This window comes from Sphingomonas sp. Leaf17 (assembly GCF_001421505.1).
Lineage (GTDB): Bacteria > Pseudomonadota > Alphaproteobacteria > Sphingomonadales > Sphingomonadaceae > Sphingomonas.
On record NZ_LMKL01000006.1, the window covers coordinates 117,583 to 138,853 of the forward strand.

Below are 21,271 nucleotides of genomic sequence, written 5' to 3' on the forward strand. Positions count from 1 at the left end.
GGCAGTAAAATCATACCCACCTCAACCCAACTGGACCCCGGCCTCCGCCGGGGAGGTTGTGGGAGGGAGGAAGACCATGATCCGACCAACGCATCGCTCGCTCCATTAACCCGCCAAGCCACCCCGTTTCCCCGCGCAGGCGGGGATCCAGAGCCAAGCAACACAACACGCCTTGGAACATGCCGCCCTGGCCCCCCGCCTGCGCGGGGGAACGGGGGTCGTGCAAGGTGCCCCGTCACTGAGAACGCAACAACGATCGGCCGAAAGCGCCCCCATCGCGCCTACGACTGACGCCTACCGCGTGAACCAGTGCCGCTTCACGAAATAGCCGACGATACCGATGGTGATGACCACGCACATCCCCGCCACCATCGCAAAGGCCCAGGGTTCCTTGGCGAACGGCAGCCCCTCGACGTTCATGCCGTACAGGCCGGTCAGGAAGGTCAACGGCAGGAACACCATAGCGACGATCGAGATCAGCAGCGACCGCTGGTCGATCTGCTCGGCGCGCAGGTCGGTCAGCGCCTCGTGCATCAGCGAGGATCGTTCGCGGATCGCCTCAAGCTCCTCGGCCATGCGCGCGGCGCGGTCGGCGGCGGCGGCCAGGTGCAGGCGGTCGTCGTCCTGCAACCAGTCGCCGGGCAGCGCGGCGAGCTTTTCCAGCGCCTGCCGCTGCGGCGACAGGAACCGCCGGTAGCCGATCGCCGCGACCCGGACCTGCGTGACCGCGTGGCGCAGTTCGAACACCCGGTTCGGGTCCAGCCGTTCCTCGCAATCGTCCAGTTCATCGCCCAGCGCCGCGACCTGCGGGTCGAGGTCGCTGGTGATCGCGGCGGCGAACTGCGCGATCAGGTCGCCGGGATCGCGGATCTGTCCGCCCTCGACCGCCGACACCACCGCGTCGAGCGCGAACAGCGGCTGGCGTGTGACCGAGAACACCCGGCCCTTCGTCGCCCAGATGCGGACCGACGACAGCGGGTCGGTGGAGGTCGTCTCGTCCTTCGACCGGCCGCGAAGGTTCAGGAACGCGGCGTTGCCGACCGCGTCGCAGCGCGGGCGCGTCTCGGCCGCGGTCAGCGAATCGATCGCATAGTCGGTCAGTTTGGCCCGGTCGCGCAGCCATGCCTGCGCGCGCGCCTCGTTGGTGTTCAGATGCGCCCAGACCATGTCCGCGCCATCCGCCAGCGCGGCGGCCAGATCGACGCGTTCGGCCTGGCCGTCCTTCAGCCGGTACGCAAAGCCGCTCAAACCCCCATCTCCAGAAAGACCGTGCCCGGCTCGATCGGTGGAGCCGCGTCGCACGGCATCCGCGCGGCGTCGGCCCGCGCGCGCGTCAGGATCGCCAGCGGCACGTCGGCGCGGTGCCAGACGCAGTCCGCGCTGGCCAGCGCGCGTGTCTCGCGGATGGTCAGGTCGTCCGGGTCGCCGCTGCGCAACACGATGTGCATGCCCAAGCCGGTGGCAGCACCCGTCCCCGCGATCCAGCCAGCAACGTCGACCGCATCGGCCAGCGGGTCGAGCGCACCGCCCGCCGCCATCGCCGCCGCCAGCGCCCGCCGCCGCTCGCCGCCATCGGGAAACCGCGCCTTCAACGCCCCCCGCGCGGCGAACAGCGCGTCGGCCCGCGCGCCCAGATCGGCGGGCAGCAACGCCTCCAGCCGCTGACGCACCGCCGCCGCCATCCCCGCCGATGCACCGCCGGTGCCGATCGCCAGCAACAGCGGCGCGCGGTCGACGATCGCCGGCAGGGTGAAGTCGCACAAGGCCGGCCGGTCGACCGCGTTGACCAGAAGCCCGCGCGCGCGCAGCCGGCCGACGGCGGCGACGGCCGCGTCCTCCTCCTCGATCGCGATGATCGCCAGCGCGGCGGTCGCGTCCTCGCCGACGATCACCGCGCCGCCGCGTTCGAGGATCCGCCGCTTGGCATCCGCCGCCTCGCCCTCACCCAGCAGCATGACCGGGCGACCGGCAAGCCGGACGAAGATGGGGATGCTGTGCAGGGTCATCGGGCGTGGCTCACGATATCTCGCCCCCCGCCGTTACGACGCCCCCTGCCGTTCCCCCGCGCAGGCGGGGGTCCAGAGCCAGAAGCGCCAACAGCCGTGTTATTGCCTGACCCTGGATCCCCGCCTTCGCGGGGAAACAGGAAGGGGCTGGAACCGTGCCAAGGCCCGCGCCCCTCACGTATCCAGCCACTCCGGCACGCGCTCGGCGGCCAGAATCGTTTCCGGCAAAATCCGGTCGGCAACGATCGCGTAACGGCCGCCGTCGACCATCACCTCGGGCACCAGCGCGCGGCTGTTGTAGGTGCTGGCCATCGTCGCGCCGTACGCGCCGGCGGTACGGAACACGCCGAGATCGCCCGACGCCACCACGTCGATATCGCGGCCCATCGCGAAGGTGTCCCCCGTCTCGCACACCGGCCCGGCGATGTTGGCCATCATCCGCGCGCCGGTCGGCTCCACCGCGACGAAATCATGATAGGCGTCGTACATCGCCACGCGCGCCAGATCGTTCATCGCCGCATCGACGATGACGTAAGGGCTGGTCACGCCGGGCTTCACCCAGATGACCTTGGTCAGCAGCACGCCCGCATTGCCGGCGATGACCCGGCCCGGCTCGAACATCAGCTCGACGTCCCAGCCCTTCGTCACCCGCGCGACCATCGCACCATAGTCGGCGGGCGACGGCATCACGTCGTCGGGGCGATAGGGCACGCCCAGACCGCCGCCAAGGTCCACCCGGTCGATCATATGCCCCGCCGCGCGCAGATCCGCCACCAGACGGCCGATGCGGCTGTAGGCGGCCTCCAGCGGGGCCAGATCGGCCAGCTGGCTGCCGATGTGGATCGCGACACCACGCAGGTTCAGGCCCGGGCGTCCGGCGAGCCGGTCGAACATGGCCAGCGCCTGGTCGATGGCGATGCCGAACTTGTTCTCGGCGCGGCCCGTCGAGATCTTGGCATGGGTGCCGGCGTCGACGTCCGGGTTCACGCGCAGCACCGCGGGCGCGACCAGTCCTTGCGCGGCGGCGATGTCGGCGAGAACCTCGCCCTCCTCCTCCAGCTCAAGGTTGAACTGGCCGATGCCGGCGGCCAGCGCCGCGGTCAGCTCGTCGCGGGTCTTGCCGACGCCCGAAAACACGATGTCCATCGCGGGGATACCGGCGGCGAGCGCGCGCGCCATCTCGCCGGCCGACACGACATCCGCGCCATATCCCTCGTCGGCCAGCACGCGCAGGACGGCAAGGTTCGGATTGGCCTTGATCGCATAGGCCAGATGCACCCGGCCGCAATCCTTCAGTCCCTCGCGAAACACCTGCGCGTGGCGACGGAACGTGTTGGCCGAATAGACATAGACCGGCGTGCCGACCGCGTCGGCGATGGTGGGGAGCGCGACGTCCTCGCAGTGGAGAACGCCGTTCTGCGTGTGAAAATGATCCATCAGTTTGGCGGCAGGTCGAAATCGTCCGGGCGGCGCTCGGTCGAGTTCTTCAGGAGTTCGTCGCTGCGCGTCGGGCGCTGCTGCGTCGTCGGCGTCAGCAACTGCGCCGGGGTCGGCGTGGCCCGCGCGCCGTAAGGGGCGACCGGCAGGGTGTCGCCCTTTGCCGGCTTCAACTGCCCCGCCGATCCGCAGCCGGCCAGTGCCAGCGTCGTGGCAAACACGGGTATCCACCGCGTCATCATGTCGTCTCCCGTGCCGCGGCGATCGCCGCGCGGACATTGGCGGGCGCGGTGCCGCCGAAACTGGTGCGGCTGGCGACCGAGGCATCGACCGACAGCACGCCGTAGACCCGCGCGTCGATCCGGTCATCAATGGCGCGCAGATCGTCGAGCGACAACGCATCCAGTGCGACGCCGCGACCTTCCGCCAGCTTCACCGCGCGGCCCGTTACGTGGTGCGCCTCGCGGAACGGCAGGTTGGCCTCGCGCACCAGCCAGTCGGCCAGGTCGGTCGCGGTCGAGAAACCGGCCTCCGCCACCTGCCGCATCCGGTCGGTGCGGAAGGTGGCGCTTTCGATCATGCCGGTCATCGCCGCGATCGACAGGCCCAGCAGGTCGTGCGCCTCGAATACCGGCGGCTTGTCGTCCTGCATGTCCTTGGAATAGGCCAGCGGCAGGCCCTTCATCGTCACCATCAGCGCGACGAGGCAGCCGGTGATCCGGCCGCTGTGCCCACGCACCAACTCGGCCGCATCGGGGTTGCGCTTCTGCGGCATGATCGAGCTGCCGGTCGACCATTGGTCGCTGAGCGAGACGAAGCCGAAGGGCTGCGACGCCCACAGCACGAACTCCTCGGCCAGCCGGCTGAGGTGCAGCGAGCATTGCGCCGCCGCCATCAGGTAATCCATCGCGAAGTCCCGGTCGCTGACCGCGTCCAGCGAATTGCGCGTCGGCCCGTCGAAACCAAGCGCCGAAGCGGTCGCGTCGCGGTCTACGGGGAAGCCAGTGCCGGCCAGCGCGGCGGACCCCAGCGGGCAGCGGTTCATCCGCACCCGCGCATCGGCAAAGCGGCTGATGTCGCGCATCGTCATTTCGACATAGGCCATCAGGTGATGGCCCAAGGTCACCGGCTGCGCGCTTTGCAGATGGGTGAAGCCCGGCATGACGCTGGCGGCGTGTTCCTCGGCGCGGGTCAGCAGGGCCTCGCGCAGGGCCCCAAGCGCGCCCAGCACCTGGTCGATCGCGTCGCGCACCCACAGGCGGAAATCGGTCGCGACCTGATCGTTCCGGCTGCGCGCGGTGTGCAGGCGGCCGGCGACCGGCCCGATGGCGTCGGCCAGCCGCGCCTCGGTCTGCATGTGGATGTCTTCGAGGACCATGTCCTCGGCCACGCCGTTCGCTTCGTAATACGCGGCGACCTGGTCGAGTCCCGCCGCGATGGCGGCGGCGTCATCGGCTGCGACGATGCCGGTCGCACCCAGCATCGCGACGTGCGCCTTCGATCCGGCGACATCCTGTCGCCACAATCGCTTGTCGAAGGGGATGGAGGCATTTATCTCCCGCATGACGGCGGCTGGTCCTTCGGCGAACCGTCCACCCCACATCGCATTGGAACTGCCCATGTCCTCGCGCTCGGCGATCGTACTTCTCCTCGGGATCAACCTGCTGGTCGCTGGCTGCGATAGGCAAAGCGCCGCGCCGGAGCAAGCGACCGCGAACACGGACGCCGCCGCCGCCCCCGCCGCATCGCCGGACGAGGTGACCGCCGCCCCTGCCCCCATGGCCCCGCCGGCGGGCGGCACGCTGGACCGCAGCCACAAGGGCGAGGCCGCGCCGACCGCCGCGTTCGAGGCCCCCGACGGCAAGCCCGTCACGATCGCCGCGTTCAAGGGCAAGCCGCTGCTGCTGAACCTGTGGGCGACGTGGTGCGGGCCGTGCGTGGCCGAGATGCCGACGCTGGACGCCGCCGCGAAATCGCTGGCCGGCACGGTCCGCGTCGTCGCGGTCAGCCAGGATCTGGAGGGCAAGGCCAAGGTCGCGCCGTTCTTCGCCGCGCGCCAGTTCACGACGCTGCAACCCTATCTCGACCCAAAGATCGGCTTGAGCACCGCCTATGGCGCGAACCTGCCGACGACGATCCTGTACGATTCGGCCGGCAAGGAAGTCTGGCGGATGACAGGGGGTTACGAGTGGAACACGCCCGCCGCCGCCACGTTGATCGCGGAGGCCAAGTAACGGCCCAAAAGGCGTACCCGACATGGATCTCGACCACCTGCTGCACCATTATTTCGGATCGGACGATCCGCATGAGCGTGGTCCCGATGCGTTTGCCGACGGGCGCGATCGGCTGATCCTGGATTTCGCGATCGAGCGCGATCCCGGTCGGCGCTTCGCCCTGTGGGTCATGATGGACGCGCTCGACTGCGCGCCCCGGCCGGAGGATGCGTTCGCCAAGGAGCCGGACCTGCGCCGCAATGCGGTGGCGTATCTGGGGGCGATGCGCGGGATGGCGGAGTGAATAGTCCGTCATACCGGACCTGATCCGGAATCCAGAGCCACGAGCAATCTTTGCGTCTATGGATTGCGGCTTTCGCCCGGATGGCGGCGGATCGGCGGACACGAAAACGCCGCCGAAACCCAAAGGTCCGGCGGCGTGTTCATACCCGGCAAACCAGCGAAGGCTCAGCCGTCGTAGTCGGCACCCAGATTCTGGTTGCGCGGCGGCGCGGCGGCGGTGAGGCGCAGCGCCTCTGCCGATGCCGACAGCGAGCCGATGGCGTCCGCCTCGTCCTCGTCGTCGATCTGCACGCGCTGCAGGCCGGAGATGACCGACTCCTGCAAATGCTTCGGCTTCACCCGCTCCTCGGCGATCTCGCGCAGCGCGACGACCGGGTTCTTGTCGCGGTCACGATCGACCGTCAGGTCGGCCCCACCCGAAATCTGGCGCGCGCGCTGGGCGGCGAAGAGAACCAGATCGAACCGGTTCGGGATCTTGTCGACGCAATCCTCGACAGTGACACGCGCCATGCAACGCTTCCTTGGATAGAGCGACGATGAAAGTAAGTTGCGGCCACTACCCGCCACGGCGCGGAAAGTCAAGGATTGTGGCTTGCCGCCCCGCCCGCGAGCCGTCATTCCCGCCGCCATGACCGTACCCGACCAGCCCAGCTTCACCGTCGACGGCAATCGCCTGACCCTGCTCGACACGGGTCCGGGCCGGTTGCAGGCGCTGATCGACCTGATCGACGGCGCGCAGACGTCCCTGCGGATCCTGTACTATATCTACGCCGACGACACATCGGGTCAGCGGGTCAATGCGGCACTGATCGCGGCGGCGCGGCGCGGCGTGCGGACCGCGGTGATCGTCGACGGGTTCGGCAGCGACGCGGCCGACGCCGCGTTCTTCCAGCCGCTGGAGGATGCCGGTATCGCGATGTGCCGGTTCCTGCCCCGGTTCGGCCGCCGCTTCCTGTTGCGCAACCACCAGAAGCTGGCCCTGGCCGACGACACGCGGATCATCGTCGGCGGCTTCAACGTGGAGGATGATTATTTCGGCACGCCGGCAAACCAGGCCTGGCGCGACCTGGGCCTGTTGATCGAGGGGCCGGCGGCGGGCCGGATCGCGCCCTATTTCGACGCGCTGGCCAAATGGACGCATGACAACCCGCCGCGCCTGCGAAAACTGCGCAAGTCGCTGGCGCAGTGGAGCGAGCCGGTCGGCCCCGTCCACTGGCTGGTCGGTGGCCCCACGCGAAAACTGTCGCCCTGGGCGCGGACGGTGCGCGACGACATGCGGTCGGCGCGGCGGATCGACATCATCGCCGCCTATTTCACGCCAAGCCCCGGCCTGTTGCGGCGGCTGGACAAGGCGGGCCGGGTCGGTGCCGCCGTGCGGATCGTGACCGCCGCCAAATCCGACAACAACGCGACGATCGCGGCGGCCCGCTTCACCTATGCCGGCCTGTTGCGAAAAGGCGTCCGCCTGTTCGAATACCAGCCGACCAAGCTGCACACCAAACTCTATGTAATGGACGATATCGTCCATGTCGGGTCGGCCAATTTCGACATGCGCAGCCTGTTCCTGAACATGGAACTGATGGTGCGGATCGAAGACGCCGCCTTCGCCGCGCATGTCCGCGGCTATATCGACGGCGAGATCGCGCAGTCGGAGGCGATCACGCCGGCGCTGTACAAGGCGCGCACCAACTGGGTGCAGCGCGTGCGGCAGTTCGTCGCCTATTTCATCGTCGCGGTACTCGACCCCGGCCTGTCGCGCGGGCTGAATTTCGGGATCGAGACGCCGGAGGAATAGCGGAAGGTGTCAAAGGTTACGCCCGCAGGGGGGGGTGACCCGTGGTTCGTTTCGATACCGTTATGGTTTCGTACTAGTCCTTCCAGCCCCAGTAGAGCTGCGCCGGCGGCACGTTCCACCATTCCATCGCATGGTCCATGCGCGGGAAATGCGGGTCGAGGAACACGCGCACCTTGGGCGAGAACTGATAGACCAGGAACGCGCCGCCGGGCCGCAGCACCGCCTTGGTCGCCGCCGCGATCGCCGGGCCGACGCCGGCCGGCAGGGTCGAGAACGGCAGCCCGGACAGGACATAGTCGGCCGATTCGAACCCGTGATCGGCAATGATCTGCTGCACGTCGGCGGCCGACCCGCTGACCGCGGCGAAGCGCGGGTCGGTAATCGTGTGGCGCAGATAGCGGATAAAATCGGGATTGGTGTCGATCACGATCAGCTTGGCGTCGGGGGCCATGCGATCGAGGATCGGGCGGCAGAAGGTGCCGACGCCGGGACCATATTCCACGAACAGCTTGCAGTTCGCCCAGTCGACCGGACCCAGCATCTTGCGGATCAGCCGGTCGGACGACGGCACGACCGAGCCGACCATCACCGGATGCTTGAAGAACCCTTGCAGGAACATGCCCCATGGCGATGGCATGCCGGCCGGGCGGTTACGCACACGCCGCGCGGCGCTGGTCGAGACGGGCATCGGGATCCTTCACGTTCCTGTTTTCCGCGCGGACGCGGGATTCCCCCCGTCGCACGTTTACCGAACGTTGTTCAAGCGCGCCGGTTGCATTGCGACGAAATGCGAGGGTGTGGGCTGTATGCGGGGATGGGGTGCTGACACACATCCCTGCGCTCGACCACGCCATTTCCCCTGCCCAATGACAACCGCGTGCCATGATGCAAAACTTAGAAGTTTTGCATCAGGCAGCGACGATTGGCTGACTGCAATTTACGGGCGTCAGAACGCTGGACGCGCCAGCGCCTTGAGCTTCAGTCTTGTACGCTCTTGCGCAACGACATCGTTCACCTTGCCCCTGAATCCCTCGGGATTGGCAATGAGCGCCAACAGAGGCGCGGCACGTCCGGTGACCCTGTCATCAGTCAGGCCATGCAGGAAGGTGCCTGCTTCTTCGAAACTGCCGATCAGTCCCGAGGCGATTCCGGCTTCGTAACCCCACCAGCTCGGTGCCATCCTCTCAGGGCTACTTCGGGCACGTTCGATGACGAAATCGGCGATCATCTCGAAGGATGCAAACTGCTCATCCATCGCCAGGGCATTTGCGCGCCCTGTCTTGGCGATCTCGCCGGCCGCACTTCTAAACTGGTCTTCGGTCTCAAACTCCGCATAGCAGTTCGATGAGACGGCCTCATTGAAGCTCATGAAACCAGCACCCACCCAGAGCCAGTGAGCCGCGTTCATCAGAGATACGCTTTTGGACCATCTGCTTGGCGTGAACTCCACCACGTTGAGCCACGAGCCACGATCTGCAAGCCACAGTCGAGATTGACCCTTCTGCCGAAAACCGAGCGAAGCTAGCTCGGTTTTCGCGGCGGCAGCGATGATCCTGCTGTATGTGTCGCTCATGCAGACATTGCTACCGCGGCAACGCCTGCTTTCCACGAACTTTTCGCGTCCGTGATGCAAAAATCACAGGTTGTGCATCGAACGAAAGACGGGCGGATTTCAAGCATTTTGTTGATGCAGAACTCCGATGCACAAGTCAGGCATGACGTGGACGGGACCGCACAGCACATGGATGAATGGCGACACCCCCTACAAAGCCCCCCGATCAAAACCACGCCCCTTGCCTCCCCCCGCCGCCCCGGTACACCGTGCCCATGCACGACGATCGCCGGGGCCAGACGGCCGTCATTTTCCTGTCCGAGCGCGCTGAGGACGACGCGGCCGGCTATGCCGCCGCAGCCGACGCGATGGCGGCGCTGGCCTCTGCACAGCTGGGGTATCGCGGCGTGGACAGTGTTCGCGGTGGTGACGGCGTCGGGATCACGGTCAGCTATTGGGTCGACGATGCGGCGGCGGTCGCGTGGCGCGACCAGCCCGATCATGCGGCAATTCGCGACGCCGGGCGCGACCGCTGGTACCGGTCCTAAACGATGACGATCGCGACCGTCACGCGCGGCTATGGCTGGACGCGGGCATGAACGCGGCGGGGACCGGCGAAGGCGTCGACCGGCGGTTCGTGCTGCTGTTCCTGGTGATGCTGACCATCGCGGCGGGCAACACCGCGCTGCAATCGGTGCTGCCCGCGCTCGGGCGGTCGCTGGGGGTGGCGGACAGTGGGGTCGCGGCCGCGTTTTCGGTGTCCGCGCTGTTGTGGGTGATCGCGGCCCCGTTCTGGGCCAACCGGTCGGACCGGCACGGGCGACGGACGATGATCCTGCTGGGGCTGGGCGGCTTTACCGTGTCGCTGCTGCTGTGCGGGGTGTTCCTGGCGGCGGGGATCAATGGCTGGATTGGCGGCAGCGCCGCGTTCCTGGCGTTCATCGCCGGGCGGCTGATCTATGGCGCGTTCGGATCCGCCGCGCCGCCCGCCGTACAGGCGCTGGTCGCGGGCGAGACGACGCGCGAGGAGCGGACGCGCGCGCTGACGCTGCTGGCCAGCGCGTTCGGGCTTGGCACCATCCTGGGGCCGGCGATCGCGCCGTACCTGATCTTGGGCAGCGTCGGCGGCGTGACGATCGGGCTGGCCGGCCCCGCCTTCTTCGCCGCCGCATTCGGGGTGGCGGTGTGGATCGCGGTACGGCGGATGCTGCCCGACGACCGGGTGCCGCAGGGCGAGGCGCACGGCACCGCCAGCGCCTATCCTTCCATCGGCGGGCAGCCGACCGGGGCGACGGTCGCCGCGTCGACGCAGAGCCATGTCGAGCCGGTCGGCTATCTCGACCGGCGGATCAGGGCGTGGGTGATCGTCGGCCTCGTCGTCGGCCATGCGCAGGCGATGACCGGCCAGGCGATCGGCTTTCTGGTGATCGACCGGCTGCGCGTCGCGCCGGCCGACGCGTTGCAGCCGACCGGCATCGTCCTGATGATGGGCGCGGGTGCGGCCCTGCTGGCGCAATGGGGTATCATCCCGCTGCTGAACCTGAAGCCGCGCGCGCTGATCCTTGCCGGGGTGGCGATGTCGGCGGTGGGATGCGCGCTGACCGGCCTTGCCGATTCGCTATACGGCATCGCGACGGCCTATGCGCTGGCCAGCCTGGGGTTCGGATTCAGCCGGCCGGGCTATACCGCCGGCGCGTCGCTGGCGGTGGGACCGGCGGCGCAGGGGTCGGTGGCGGGCAAGATCACGTCGGTCAACGGCGCGTCGTTCGTGCTGGGGCCGTCGATCGGCGTGGGGTTGTACGAAGTCGACCACCGGTTGCCCTATGTGATCGCGGGGGCGGGGCTGGTGGTGTTGCTGGGCTATGCGTGGGGCGCGTTGCGGGATGTGGGGGCATCATCGCGCTGAACCATATGGTCTCATGCATCGCCCAACGGTGCACTGGCCTCCAACTCGCGTCTTCCCCGGCGGAGGCCGAGGAAAAGGTTTTGGAGATCGCGGGGGCGCCCCCTCCCCTCAATCCGTCCCCTTCGGCCCACGCGGCTGCAACTGGCCGGGCGAGATGAAGCCGATCGGCTGGACAGCGTTGGCGTCCTGCTTCAGCCGTGAGGCCATCTGCGCATAGTCGCGTTCCAGTTCGGGCGTGACCGAGGCGCGCGATTCGGTCAGCGCCTTGTCGAAATCGGCCATCGTCACCGCCTGCACCGCCAGCGACCGGCGCAGCGCGACCAGTCCTGCGCGGCGCACCACGTCCTCCAGGTCGGCCCCGGTGAACCGGTCGGTCCGCGCGGCGACCGAATCGAGATCGACGTCCGCGTCCAGCGGCATCTTCTGCGTCTGGATCGACAGGATACGGCGGCGACCCGGCTTGTCGGGCACGCCGACATAGACCAACTCGTCGAACCGGCCGGGCCGCAGCAACGCCGGGTCGATCATGTTCGGGCGATTGGTCGCGCCGATCACGACGACCGCCTGCAGATCCTCCAGCCCGTCCATTTCGGCCAGGATGGTGTTGACCACCCGGTCGGTCACATGCGGCTCGCCCGCCCCGCTGCCACGCGCGGGCACCAGCGAATCGAGTTCGTCGATGAAGATGACGCAGGGCGCGACCTGTCGTGCGCGCGCGAACAGCCGGGTGATCTGCTGCTCGCTCTCGCCATACCATTTGGACAGGAGGTCGCTCGACTTGGTGGCGATGAAGTTCGCCTCCGCCTCGCGCGCGACCGCCTTGGCGAGCAGGGTCTTGCCGGTGCCGGGCGGGCCGTAGAGCAGGAAGCCCTTGGCCGGACGGATGCCGAGGCGGCGAAACGCGTCCGGATCCTTCAGCGGCAGTTCGACGCCCTCCTTCAGCCGCATCTGCGCATCGTCCAGCCCGCCGACATCGCCCCAGCCGACGTTCGGGGCCTGCACCATCACCTCGCGCATCGCCGAGGGCTGAACCCGCTTCAGCGCGCCGAGGAAATCCTCGCGCGTGACCGACAGCGTGTCGAGCACGTCGGCGGGAATCGTCCGCTCCTCCAGGTTCAGGCGCGGCATGATCCGCCGCACCGCCTCGATCGCGGCCTCGCGCGCCAGCGCCGCCAGATCCGCGCCGACGAAGCCGAAGGTGGTGCGCGCCAGCTCGTCGAGGTCGACCCCCTCGCCCAGCGGCATGCCGCGCGCGTGGATGCCGAGGATCTCGCGCCGGCCGCGCTCGTCGGGGACGCCGACGACGATTTCACGGTCGAACCGGCCGGGCCGTCGCAGCGCCTCGTCGATCGCCTCGGGCCGATTGGTCGCGGCGATCACCACAAGGTTCGCGCGCGCCTCCAGCCCGTCCATCAGCGTCAGCAACTGCGCGACGAGCCGCTTTTCCGCCTCGCCCGACACCTGACCCCGCTTGGGCGCGATCGAATCGATTTCGTCGATGAAGACGATCGACGGCGCGGCCTTGGCCGCCTCCTCGAACACTTCGCGCAGACGGCCTTCCGACTCGCCATAGGCCGATCCCATGATCTCGGGCCCGTTGATGAGGAAGAACTGCGCATCCGATTCATTGGCGACCGCGCGCGCGAGGCGCGTCTTGCCGGTGCCGGGAGGACCATGCAGCAGAACCCCCTTGGGCGGATCGACGCCAAGCCGCTGGAACAGTTCGGGATAGCGCAACGGCAGCTCGACCATCTCGCGCAGCTGGTCGATCGTCTGGGCCATGCCGCCGATATCGTCATAGGTGACGTCGGCGCGGCGCGCGGCCTGCGGCTCCTCATATTCGGGGCGCAGCTCGACCTCGGTCGATTCGTCGATATGGACGACGCCCTTGGGGCTGGCCGACACGACGACCAGACGGACCTCCTGCAGCGCATAGGCCGGGGCCTGCACGAACCGCTGGATGCCGGGGTTCATCTGATCCACGCGCTGGTGGCCGGCGGTGGCGACGATATCGCCCTGGCACAGCGGGCGACCGATGAAGACGCGCTTCAACGCGACGCTCGATCCCTGCAACCGCAGGTTCTGCTGGGCGGGCGCGAAGACGACGCGAGTCGCGGGCTTCGATTCGATCTTGCGGATCGCGACGAAATCGCCCGATCCGACGCCGGCATTGGCGCGCTGCAACCCGTCGATGCGCAACAGGTCGAGGCCCTCGTCCTCGGCATAGGGGCCGACCGCGCGCGCGGGCGTGATTTTCTTGCCGACGATCTCGATCACGTCGCCCTCGGCGATCTGCAACGCCGCCATCAGCGCGCGCGGGACATGGGCCAGACCCCGGCCGCTATCCTCCGGGCGGGCATTCGCCACCTGGATCTTGCGACCTTCCTCATCGGCGCCGTCGGCCATGAACCATCCTTTGCGTAAAACCTCGAAGCGGACGAGATAGGCACAGGTCAGCGATATGCGAGGGGAACCGTGCCGATGGCGCTGGACGAAACCCAAAAAAAAGGCCGATCCCAAGGGACCGGCCGTAAAAGTTTTTAGGAGAGGATGCCTGAAAGGCGGGTTCCTTTTGCGGCGGTGCAGAATATGTTGCAAGTGCGAAAAGAGTGACAACGATTGCAATTATTGCAATCCATTTTAGATAATGGCGTCGGAGGGGTGCAACGAGGGGGAGGGAACGCGATGAGGGGCCAGAACGATGCGTAGGCTGCCACCGCTCGGCGCGATCGAGGCGTTCGTCGCGGTCGCCCGGCTGGGATCGGTGAAAACCGCCGCGCAGGAACTGGCGCTGTCCGCGCCCGCGCTCAGCCGCCGGGTCCAGTCGCTGGAACGCTTCATCGGCAAGCCCCTGTTCGACCGGCGGCATCAGGCGATGGTGCCCAATGCCGATGGCGACCGCCTGCTGACGCAGATCGCGCCGGTGCTCGACCAGTTGTCCGACGCGGTCGAATCGCTGACCAGCGGGACCGAGGTGCTGCGCCTGCGACTCGGCATCCTGCCGCTGTTCGCGTCACAGCGGCTGTTCCCGCAACTCGGGCGGTTGCGCGCCGCGCATCCCGAACTGCATCTCGACATCGACACCGCCGGCCACGGCGTCTCGCGGCTGGGCGAGGGGCTGGACGTGGCGATCGTGCTGGCGCGCGAGATCGATCCCGGCCTGTATGCGCGGCGGCTGGACCGCAACCGCGTCTATGTGATCGGCGCCCGATCGCTGCTGGAACGCCCCGATCCGGTGACGCGGCCGGCGCAATTGTCACAACTCACGGCGTTGCTGCACCGCGACATGCCCGACACCTTCACCGCATGGCGTCAGGCGGCGGGACTGGAAAATATCGAACCGATCGCGATCGACCATTTCGATTCGGGCGCGCTGATGCTGGAGGCGGCAGCGCAAGGCCTTGGCATCGCCTTCATGCTGGAAAGCCATTTCGAGGATGCGAACGACGACCGGCTGGTCCGGCTGTTCGATATCGATGTCGAAAGCCCGTACAGCTACTGGTTCGTCTGCCGCCCGCGTGCGCTCCAGACCAGGCCGGTGCGGCTGTTCCACGACTGGCTGATCGCGACGCTGGGCGCGGGGTAACCGCGACCGTTTCCGTCCCGAAAAACGTAAAAAAGGGGTCGGGGGGGCATCCCTTTGGCGGTCGCCCCCTCCCCCGCCCCTCCCGCCGGGCGGGAGGGGCACAGGCTCAGGCGGCGCGCATCTTGACGATCTTGCCGGGATTGCGCGGCGGCTCACCCTTGGGCAGCGCGTCGATCAGGTCCATGCCGTCGGTGACCTGGCCCCAGACGGTGTACTGCTTGTCGAGGAAGCGCGCGTCGTCGAACACGATGAAGAACTGCGAGTTCGCCGTGTCGGGCTGGTTGGTGCGTGCCATCGAGCAGACGCCGCGGACATGCGGCTCGGCGTTGAACTCGGCCTTCAGGTTAGGCTTGGACGAACCCCCGGTGCCGTCGCCGCGCCCGCCGTCGCCGCCCTGCGCCATGAAGCCGGGGATGACGCGGTGGAACGGCACGCCGTCATAGAAGCCCTCGTTCGCCAGCTCGACGATCCGCTCGACATGCTTTGGCGCAAGGTCGGGGCGCAGCTTGATGGTCACGTCGCCGCTGTCCAGCGTCATCGTCAGCGTCTCGGGGGTATCGGCCATAATCGGTCTCCTGGATATTGATGGGGTGCAGATAGGGAGCCACTGGCCCGCTGGCAAACCGGTCCACGCCGGGTTAGGGCGTTTGCGGCGCAGCATGGGAGGCCGGCGAGTGAGCGAAACGGAACTTCCAGAGGTCGAGGGCGAAACCCAGCTCGATGAGGACGACCGGCTGAAGCCCGAGTTCGTCCGCGCGGTGCTGGACGCGGTCGAGGATGGCGATCCCGAAGGCGCACGCTCGCTGGTCGAACCGCTGCACCCCGCCGACATCGCCGATCTGTTCGAGCTGACGCCCGCCGACCAGCGCGCGGGCCTGGCGCTGGCGATCACCGACCTGCTCGACGGCGACGTGTTCGCCGAGATGAACGATTACGTCCGCGAAACGCTGATCGACGCGCTGGAACCGCACGAGGTCGCCGACATCGCGTCGGAGCTGGACACCGACGACGCGGTCGCGATCATCGAGGACATGGACGAGGACGAGCAGCGCGCGGTGCTGCGCGCGCTCGACCCCGACGATCGCGCGGCGATCGAGGAGGCACTGTCCTACCCCGAGGAGTCCGCCGGTCGTCTGATGCAGCGCGAGCTGATCGCGGTGCCCGAACACTGGACCGTCGGCGACGCGATCGACTTCCTGCGCGGGCATGAGGAACTGACGACCGATTTCTGGGAAATCTTCATCGTCGACCCCGCGCACAAGCCGATCGGCACCTGCCAGCTGTCGTGGATGCTGCGCACCCCGCGCGGGATCGCGATGGCCGATGTGATGAAGCGCGAACAGACGCTGATCCCGGTCGACATGGACCAGGAGGAGGTTGCGCTCCGCTTCCAGAAATACGCGCTGATCTCGGCTGCGGTGGTCGACCAGGGCGGGCGGCTGGTCGGCATGATAACGGTCGACGACATCGTCCACATCATTTCCGAGGAAGCGGGCGAGGACATATTGCGCCTGTCGGGTGCCGGCGAAGGCGACATCAACGAACCGATCCGGCTGACGGTGCGCACCCGCCTGACCTGGCTGGTCGTCAATCTGGGCACTGCGATGCTGGCCGCGTCGGTCGTCGGCCTGTTTGAGGGCACGATCGCCAAGTTCGCATTGCTCTCCGCGCTGATGGGCATCGTGTCGGGCATGGGCGGCAACGCGGGGACGCAGACGCTGGCCGTGGTCGTGCGCGCGATGGCGACCAACCAGCTGACCAGTTCCAACACGCTGCGCATGATCGTGCGCGAGTTCCGCATCGCGGGCACCAACGGGCTGGTGCTGGGCACGCTGATCGGTATCGGCACGCTGCTGATCTATGGCAATCCGACGCTGAGCCTGGTGTTCGGGGCCGCGATCCTCATCAACAATCTGGTCGCGGGCACGGCCGGCGTGCTGGTGCCGGTGACGCTGGAGCGGTCGGGCGTCGACCCGGCGGTGTCGTCGGCGGTGTTCGTGACGATGATGACCGACTGCATGGGGTTCTTCTCGTTCCTGGGGCTGGCGACGCTGGCTGGACTTAGTGGGTGACGGCCGGCCGGCTGACTTGATCCGGCACCGCCCGGCCCCACATGGACGCCGTGGCATTGCATCTGACCAAGGTCGCGTTCGGCGCGGAGAGCGTCGAGGCGCTGGCCGAGCGCCTGCGGGTGCGCGGCGAGGAAGGCCCGGTGTTCCTGACCACCCGCTACCTGCCCAAGCGGCATGCGGAGGTTGCGGGTCAGGGGTCGATGTACTGGATCCTGAAACACCAGCTGATCGCCCGTTCGCCGATCCTCGGCTTTGGCGAGGCGGAGGGCGGCCGGGTCGCCATTCACATCGACCCCAAGCTGGTGCTGGTGCAGGCACGACCCAAGCGGGCGCACCAGGGCTGGCGGTATCTGGAGGATGCCGACGCGCCTGTCGATCTGGGCGGTGCCGCGAGCGGACTGGCGGACATGCCGCCCGCGCTGGTCGGCCGGCTGGCGGAACTGGCGCTGATCTGAACCGCCCCGGGCACCATGCCCGGGATACGACCGATTTTTAAGACTTCGCGGTTAGGTCGGCGTCGTGTTCCGTTGTCCGCGCGAGATCGTATGCCACAGATTATTGATCTGACGACGCTCGTCCTGTTCGGCGTGCTGATGAACTTCTCGCTGTGCGTCGCCCTTGCGCTGGCGTGGGGCGGCCGGCGCGACGACATCCATTTCCTGTACTGGTCGGCCAGCGTCGGGTGGAACGCGATCAACTTCGTCCTGATGTGCCAGGACACGCTGGTGACGGCGGCGATCGGGCGACCGGCCTATTTTTCCGTCACCGGTCTCGCCATCATCCTGCTGTGGGTCGGCATCCGCCGTTTCGATGATCGGCCCGTGCGGATCTGGATACCCGCTGCGATGTTCGTCGCACCCGGCATCATGCTGACGATCGGCGACGCCATCGACCCGACGGTGGGAAGGGTGGCGAGCGACCTGGCATGGCTGGCCCTGGTCGGCGTGGCCGCGTTCGCCGTGCTGAAGGGATGTGACGGCAGCATCGCCCGGCGGCTGGCGGGGTGGGCCATCGCGGGCAGCATCCCGTGCTATTTCAGCGGCTATCTGCTGCCGAACGTGGTCCCCGGCGGTCTTCTGGCGGAGACGTTCTCGCTGCTGCCCTATGCCGGTGACCCGGTGCTGACCGTCCTGACCTTCTTCGGCCTGATGGTCACCGCCAACGATCGCCATCGCCTTGAATTGCAGAGGCTGAGTTTCACCGATCCCCTGACCGACGCGGTCAATCGGCGCGGACTGATCGCGCGCGGCGATGAATCGCTGGCGAACCCCGCGGGTGCGGTTGCGGTGCTGCTGGTCGATCTCGACCACTTCAAGGCGATCAACGACCGCCACGGCCATTCCGCCGGCGATGCCGTGCTGGTCGACTTCGTCCGCCGCAGTCGGGCGCAACTGACCGATCGGCGTGATTTCGTGGCGCGGTATGGCGGGGAGGAGTTTGCGGTCGTGCTGGCCCGATCGACGCCGGCGGACGCGCTCCGCACGGCGGAATCGCTGCGCCGCCAGATCGAGGCGCTGCCGTCCCGGTGGAAGGACGACGCAATTCCGTTCACCATCAGTGTCGGCATCGCCCATGCGCGGGACGGCGACACGGCCATCCTTGATGTGATCGAGCGCGCCGATGCGGCGCTGTATCTGGCCAAGAACGGCGGGCGCAACAGGATCGCGGCCTGATCCGTCGATCGCAGACGGACGACCACGCCGGGTTTGCGCCGCCCCCCGTGCGTGGCATGGGGCGGCCCCATGACCAACATCACGCATGACGCGATCATTCTGGGGGCCGGCGCGGCGGGGATGATGGCCGCCGCCGTCGCCGGCCAGCGCGGGCGGCGCATCGCGCTGGTCGATCACGCCGATGCGCCGGGCAAGAAGATCCTGATTTCGGGCGGCGGGCGCTGCAACTTCACCAACATCCACACAGCACCCGACCGATACCTGTCGGCCAACCCGCATTTCGCCAAATCCGCGCTGGGCCGCTACACCGCGCAGGATTTCATCGACCTGGTCGACCGGCATGGCATCGCCTGGCACGAAAAGACGCTGGGGCAGTTGTTCTGCGACGGGTCGGCCAGGCAGATCGTGGCGATGCTGGTCGCCGAATGTCCGCCCGACCGGGTCGACTGGCTGCTGGGCAGCCCGGTCGGCGCGATCGACCATGCCGACGGGCTGTACCGGGTGACGGTCGGCAACCGCACGCTGGTCGCGCCCGCACTGGTGCTGGCGACCGGCGGCCCCGCCATTCCGCAGATGGGCGCGACCGGCTTCGCGTTCGACGTGGCGCGCCGCTTCGGGCTGAAAGTCGTCGAGCCGCGCCCGGCACTGGTTCCGCTGACGCTGGGCGGCGAGCAGACGCTGTTCCGGTCGCTGTCGGGCGTCGCCGCGCCGGTTGCCGCGCGCTGTGGCAAGGTGGCGTTTCGCGAGGCGGCGCTGTTCACGCACCGGGGCCTGTCCGGCCCGGCGATTTTGCAGGTGTCGTCCTATTGGCGGCACGGCCAGCCGATCGGCATCGACTTCGTGCCAGCCCACGCGCCCGACTGGCTGGTGCAGGAAAAGCGGGTACGACCGCGCGCCGGCATCCGGTCGGTGCTGGGCGGCGCCCTGCCCGCCCGGCTGGCCGAGGTGCTGTCCGAGCGGCTTGCGCTGACCGGCGAGTTGGCGAACCTGCCCGACAAGGCGCTGGCGGCGGCGGGCGCGCAGCTGGCCGACTGGCCGTTCACGCCGTCGGGCACCGAAGGCTTCGCCAAGGCCGAGGTGACGGCAGGCGGCATCGCCGTCGACGGCCTGTCGTCACGGACGATGGAGGCGCGCAAGATGCCGGGCCTGTACGCGCTGGGCGAGGCGGTCGACGTCACCGGCTGGCTGGGCGGGTATAATTTCCAGTGGGCGTGGGCGAGCGGCTGGGCGGCGGGACAGGCGTTGTAGGGCAGCAACCCGACACGCCGCATTCCCGTCATCACGAGCGCAGCGAAGCAATCCAGAGTCTCGCGTAACGCCCTGGGTTGCTTCGCTACGCTCGCAATGACGGATTATGGAGGATCACACAGCCCACGCCGCCACGTCCGGCTCCGCGCCGATCAGCGCCAGGCCGTGTGCGATCGAGGTCAGTTCGCCGCCGCTGGCGATCCGGTCTTCGCCGAAGCGGGCGGTGAAGATCGCGCGGACCGCCGGGGTGAGCGAGGTGCCGCCGGTCAGGAACACCCGGTCGATGGCACCATCGGCCACGCCCGCCGCCGTCAGCGCGGTGTCGACGGTGGCGGCGATGCGCGCGACGTCATCGGCGATCCAGCCTTCGAACTCGGCGCGGGTCACGTCGGCCTCGATCGTCAGGTCGGCCCCGGCGAAGTGGAAATGCGCGGCGTCGTCGGCGGACAGCGCCCGCTTCAATTCGCCGACCGCCGCGTAGAGCGGATAGCCCAGTTCCTGGTCGATCACCGCGATCATCCGTTCGATCGCCGCCGGATCCAGCGCGGCGCGCGCCAGCTTGTCGAGCTCGGCCAGCGTCCGCCGGTTGCGCATCAGCGCAAGGCGCGACCAGTCGGCGAAGTCGGCGAAATAGCTGCGCGGAATCTCCAGCTCCTTGCCGAACGAGCGGTACAGCCCGCCCTTGCCCAGCATCGGCAGGACCAGCCGGTCGACGATGCGGTAGTCGAACCGGTCGCCGGCGATGCCGATACCGGCATGGCCCAGCGGCACGCAGCGGGTGGCCGCGCCCGGCTCTGCCACCCGTACCACCGAGAAATCGCTGGTGCCGCCACCGAAATCGGCGACCAGAATCGTCGCCGGCGCATCCAGCCGCGACGCATAGCTGAAAGCCGCGCCAAGCGGCTCGTAGACGTAATGGATTTCCGCGCCCACGCCCGCAAACATCAGGTCGTACCGCCGGCGGGCAAGGTCGGGATCGGGACGCGACCCGGCATATTCAACCGGGCGGCCGACGATGATCCGCGACGGGGCCGGCGTCATCGCGCTGCCGCTGCGCGCGCGCAACTTGTCGAGGAACATCCGCCCCAGTTCCTCGAACCGGTAACGCTTGTCGAAGATCGAGGCGTGCTCGAACGTGGCGCTGGCCGCGACCGACTTGAACGACTGGATGAAGCGGCTGTCCTGAGGATAGGCGAGATATTCGGCGATGCCCCACGGTCCGGCATCGACCGCAAGGCCGCCCTTCACCGCATCGTCCTGCCAGAAGCACAGGGCGGAGCGGAACACGGTATCCACGCCCTCCGGCGCGTCGAACGCCACCATCTGCGGCACGCCGCCCGCGTCCAGCCGGGCGACGACGCTGTTGGTGGTGCCGAAATCAAGGCCCAGAACCGGGCCGTCTGCGATGCTGGTCATGGTCGTTGGCCTTATCGGAGACGTCGGGCCGGGCTATGCGCAGGCCCCGCCCCCGGCGCAAGGG

General features: G+C 68.1%; 21 protein-coding genes. 10 read left to right on the plus strand and 11 right to left on the minus strand.

Annotation, left to right across the window (positions count from 1 at the left end):
- Positions 1-294: 294 nt before the first annotated feature.
- The 5 genes from ASE75_RS09565 to argH all read right to left on the minus strand — a co-directional run bounded on the left by ASE75_RS09565 (position 295) and on the right by argH (position 5,046).
- Entirely contained in the window at positions 295-1,248 is a 954-nt protein-coding gene (locus ASE75_RS09565) for a zinc transporter ZntB (protein WP_055932555.1), read from the minus strand.
- Positions 1,245-2,006 (minus strand): precorrin-2 dehydrogenase/sirohydrochlorin ferrochelatase family protein, encoded by a 762-nt coding sequence (locus ASE75_RS09570; protein WP_055932558.1) that lies wholly within the window; start codon positions 2,004-2,006, stop codon positions 1,245-1,247. Before ASE75_RS09570 ends, ASE75_RS09565 begins: the two co-directional genes overlap by 4 nt.
- Before the next feature lie 174 nt (positions 2,007-2,180).
- Positions 2,181-3,443 carry a diaminopimelate decarboxylase gene (lysA, locus tag ASE75_RS09575; protein WP_055932561.1) on the minus strand — a complete coding sequence of 421 codons (1,263 nt, stop codon included), beginning with the start codon at positions 3,441-3,443 and terminating at the stop codon, positions 2,181-2,183.
- Positions 3,443-3,682 (minus strand): hypothetical protein, encoded by a 240-nt coding sequence (locus ASE75_RS09580; RefSeq protein WP_082463922.1) that lies wholly within the window; start codon positions 3,680-3,682, stop codon positions 3,443-3,445. The genes lysA and ASE75_RS09580 overlap by 1 nt, the downstream gene beginning before the upstream one ends.
- Positions 3,682-5,046 (minus strand): argininosuccinate lyase, encoded by a 1,365-nt coding sequence (gene argH, locus ASE75_RS09585; RefSeq protein WP_082463923.1) that lies wholly within the window; start codon positions 5,044-5,046, stop codon positions 3,682-3,684. Before argH ends, ASE75_RS09580 begins: the two co-directional genes overlap by 1 nt.
- Positions 5,047-5,062: 16 nt before the next feature.
- Between argH and ASE75_RS09590 the strand changes: the two genes are divergently transcribed.
- Positions 5,063-5,677, plus strand: a complete 615-nt coding sequence (locus ASE75_RS09590) for a TlpA family protein disulfide reductase (protein ID WP_055932567.1) — start codon at positions 5,063-5,065, stop codon at positions 5,675-5,677.
- Positions 5,678-5,699: 22 nt separating this feature from the next.
- On the plus strand, positions 5,700-5,960 hold the full coding sequence (locus ASE75_RS09595) for a hypothetical protein (RefSeq protein WP_055932570.1): 261 nt from the start codon (positions 5,700-5,702) through the stop codon (positions 5,958-5,960).
- A 164-nt stretch (positions 5,961-6,124) separates the two neighbouring features.
- Here ASE75_RS09595 and rpoZ read toward each other — a convergent pair whose 3' ends face one another.
- Positions 6,125-6,469, minus strand: coding sequence for a DNA-directed RNA polymerase subunit omega (gene rpoZ / locus ASE75_RS09600; RefSeq protein WP_055932573.1), 345 nt, complete (start codon positions 6,467-6,469; stop codon positions 6,125-6,127).
- A 118-nt stretch (positions 6,470-6,587) separates the two neighbouring features.
- On the opposite strand from rpoZ, the gene ASE75_RS09605 reads away from it, so the two are divergent.
- Positions 6,588-7,754, plus strand: a complete 1,167-nt coding sequence (locus tag ASE75_RS09605) for a phospholipase D-like domain-containing protein (RefSeq protein ID WP_055932576.1) — start codon at positions 6,588-6,590, stop codon at positions 7,752-7,754.
- 73 nt (positions 7,755-7,827) lie between these two features.
- Here ASE75_RS09605 and ASE75_RS09610 read toward each other — a convergent pair whose 3' ends face one another.
- Positions 7,828-8,442, minus strand: coding sequence for a class I SAM-dependent methyltransferase (locus tag ASE75_RS09610; RefSeq protein WP_055932579.1), 615 nt, complete (start codon positions 8,440-8,442; stop codon positions 7,828-7,830).
- Positions 8,443-8,700: 258 nt separating this feature from the next.
- Complete coding sequence (locus ASE75_RS09615) at positions 8,701-9,327, minus strand: hypothetical protein (protein ID WP_156340366.1); 627 nt, start codon at positions 9,325-9,327, stop codon at positions 8,701-8,703.
- A gap of 254 nt (positions 9,328-9,581) precedes the next feature.
- On the opposite strand from ASE75_RS09615, the gene ASE75_RS09620 reads away from it, so the two are divergent.
- Both ASE75_RS09620 and ASE75_RS09625 read left to right on the plus strand, forming a co-directional pair.
- Positions 9,582-9,854: an antibiotic biosynthesis monooxygenase family protein gene (locus ASE75_RS09620; RefSeq protein ID WP_055932585.1), complete on the plus strand. Its 273-nt coding sequence runs from the start codon at positions 9,582-9,584 to the stop codon at positions 9,852-9,854.
- Between the two features lie 47 nt (positions 9,855-9,901).
- Positions 9,902-11,212, plus strand: a complete 1,311-nt coding sequence (locus ASE75_RS09625; protein ID WP_055932588.1) for an MFS transporter — start codon at positions 9,902-9,904, stop codon at positions 11,210-11,212.
- Positions 11,213-11,320: 108 nt separating this feature from the next.
- Here the strand turns inward: ASE75_RS09625 and ASE75_RS09630 are convergent, their stop codons facing one another.
- A complete protein-coding gene (locus ASE75_RS09630; RefSeq protein WP_055932591.1) occupies positions 11,321-13,618 on the minus strand; it encodes a CDC48 family AAA ATPase in 2,298 nt (765 codons plus the stop codon).
- A 295-nt stretch (positions 13,619-13,913) separates the two neighbouring features.
- Between ASE75_RS09630 and ASE75_RS09635 the strand changes: the two genes are divergently transcribed.
- Positions 13,914-14,798, plus strand: a complete 885-nt coding sequence (locus ASE75_RS09635) for a LysR substrate-binding domain-containing protein (protein WP_055932594.1) — start codon at positions 13,914-13,916, stop codon at positions 14,796-14,798.
- 106 nt (positions 14,799-14,904) lie between these two features.
- Here ASE75_RS09635 and ASE75_RS09640 read toward each other — a convergent pair whose 3' ends face one another.
- Complete coding sequence (locus ASE75_RS09640; RefSeq protein ID WP_055932597.1) at positions 14,905-15,363, minus strand: peptidylprolyl isomerase; 459 nt, start codon at positions 15,361-15,363, stop codon at positions 14,905-14,907.
- A 109-nt stretch (positions 15,364-15,472) separates the two neighbouring features.
- On the opposite strand from ASE75_RS09640, the gene mgtE reads away from it, so the two are divergent.
- The 4 genes from mgtE (at position 15,473) to ASE75_RS09660 (ending at position 19,791) form a co-directional block, all read left to right on the plus strand.
- The gene (gene mgtE / locus ASE75_RS09645; protein WP_055932600.1) at positions 15,473-16,870 is read left to right on the plus strand and encodes a magnesium transporter; all 1,398 of its coding nucleotides are present in this window, start codon (positions 15,473-15,475) and stop codon (positions 16,868-16,870) included.
- A gap of 41 nt (positions 16,871-16,911) precedes the next feature.
- The gene (locus tag ASE75_RS09650) at positions 16,912-17,325 is read left to right on the plus strand and encodes a DUF1489 family protein (RefSeq protein WP_055932604.1); all 414 of its coding nucleotides are present in this window, start codon (positions 16,912-16,914) and stop codon (positions 17,323-17,325) included.
- Positions 17,326-17,415: 90 nt separating this feature from the next.
- Complete coding sequence (locus ASE75_RS09655; RefSeq protein ID WP_055932607.1) at positions 17,416-18,543, plus strand: GGDEF domain-containing protein; 1,128 nt, start codon at positions 17,416-17,418, stop codon at positions 18,541-18,543.
- 69 nt (positions 18,544-18,612) lie between these two features.
- Complete coding sequence (locus ASE75_RS09660; protein ID WP_055932610.1) at positions 18,613-19,791, plus strand: NAD(P)/FAD-dependent oxidoreductase; 1,179 nt, start codon at positions 18,613-18,615, stop codon at positions 19,789-19,791.
- A 114-nt stretch (positions 19,792-19,905) separates the two neighbouring features.
- On the opposite strand, the gene ASE75_RS09665 is transcribed toward ASE75_RS09660, so the two are convergent.
- Entirely contained in the window at positions 19,906-21,207 is a 1,302-nt protein-coding gene (locus ASE75_RS09665) for an Hsp70 family protein (protein ID WP_055932613.1), read from the minus strand.
- Positions 21,208-21,271: the final 64 nt, after the last annotated feature.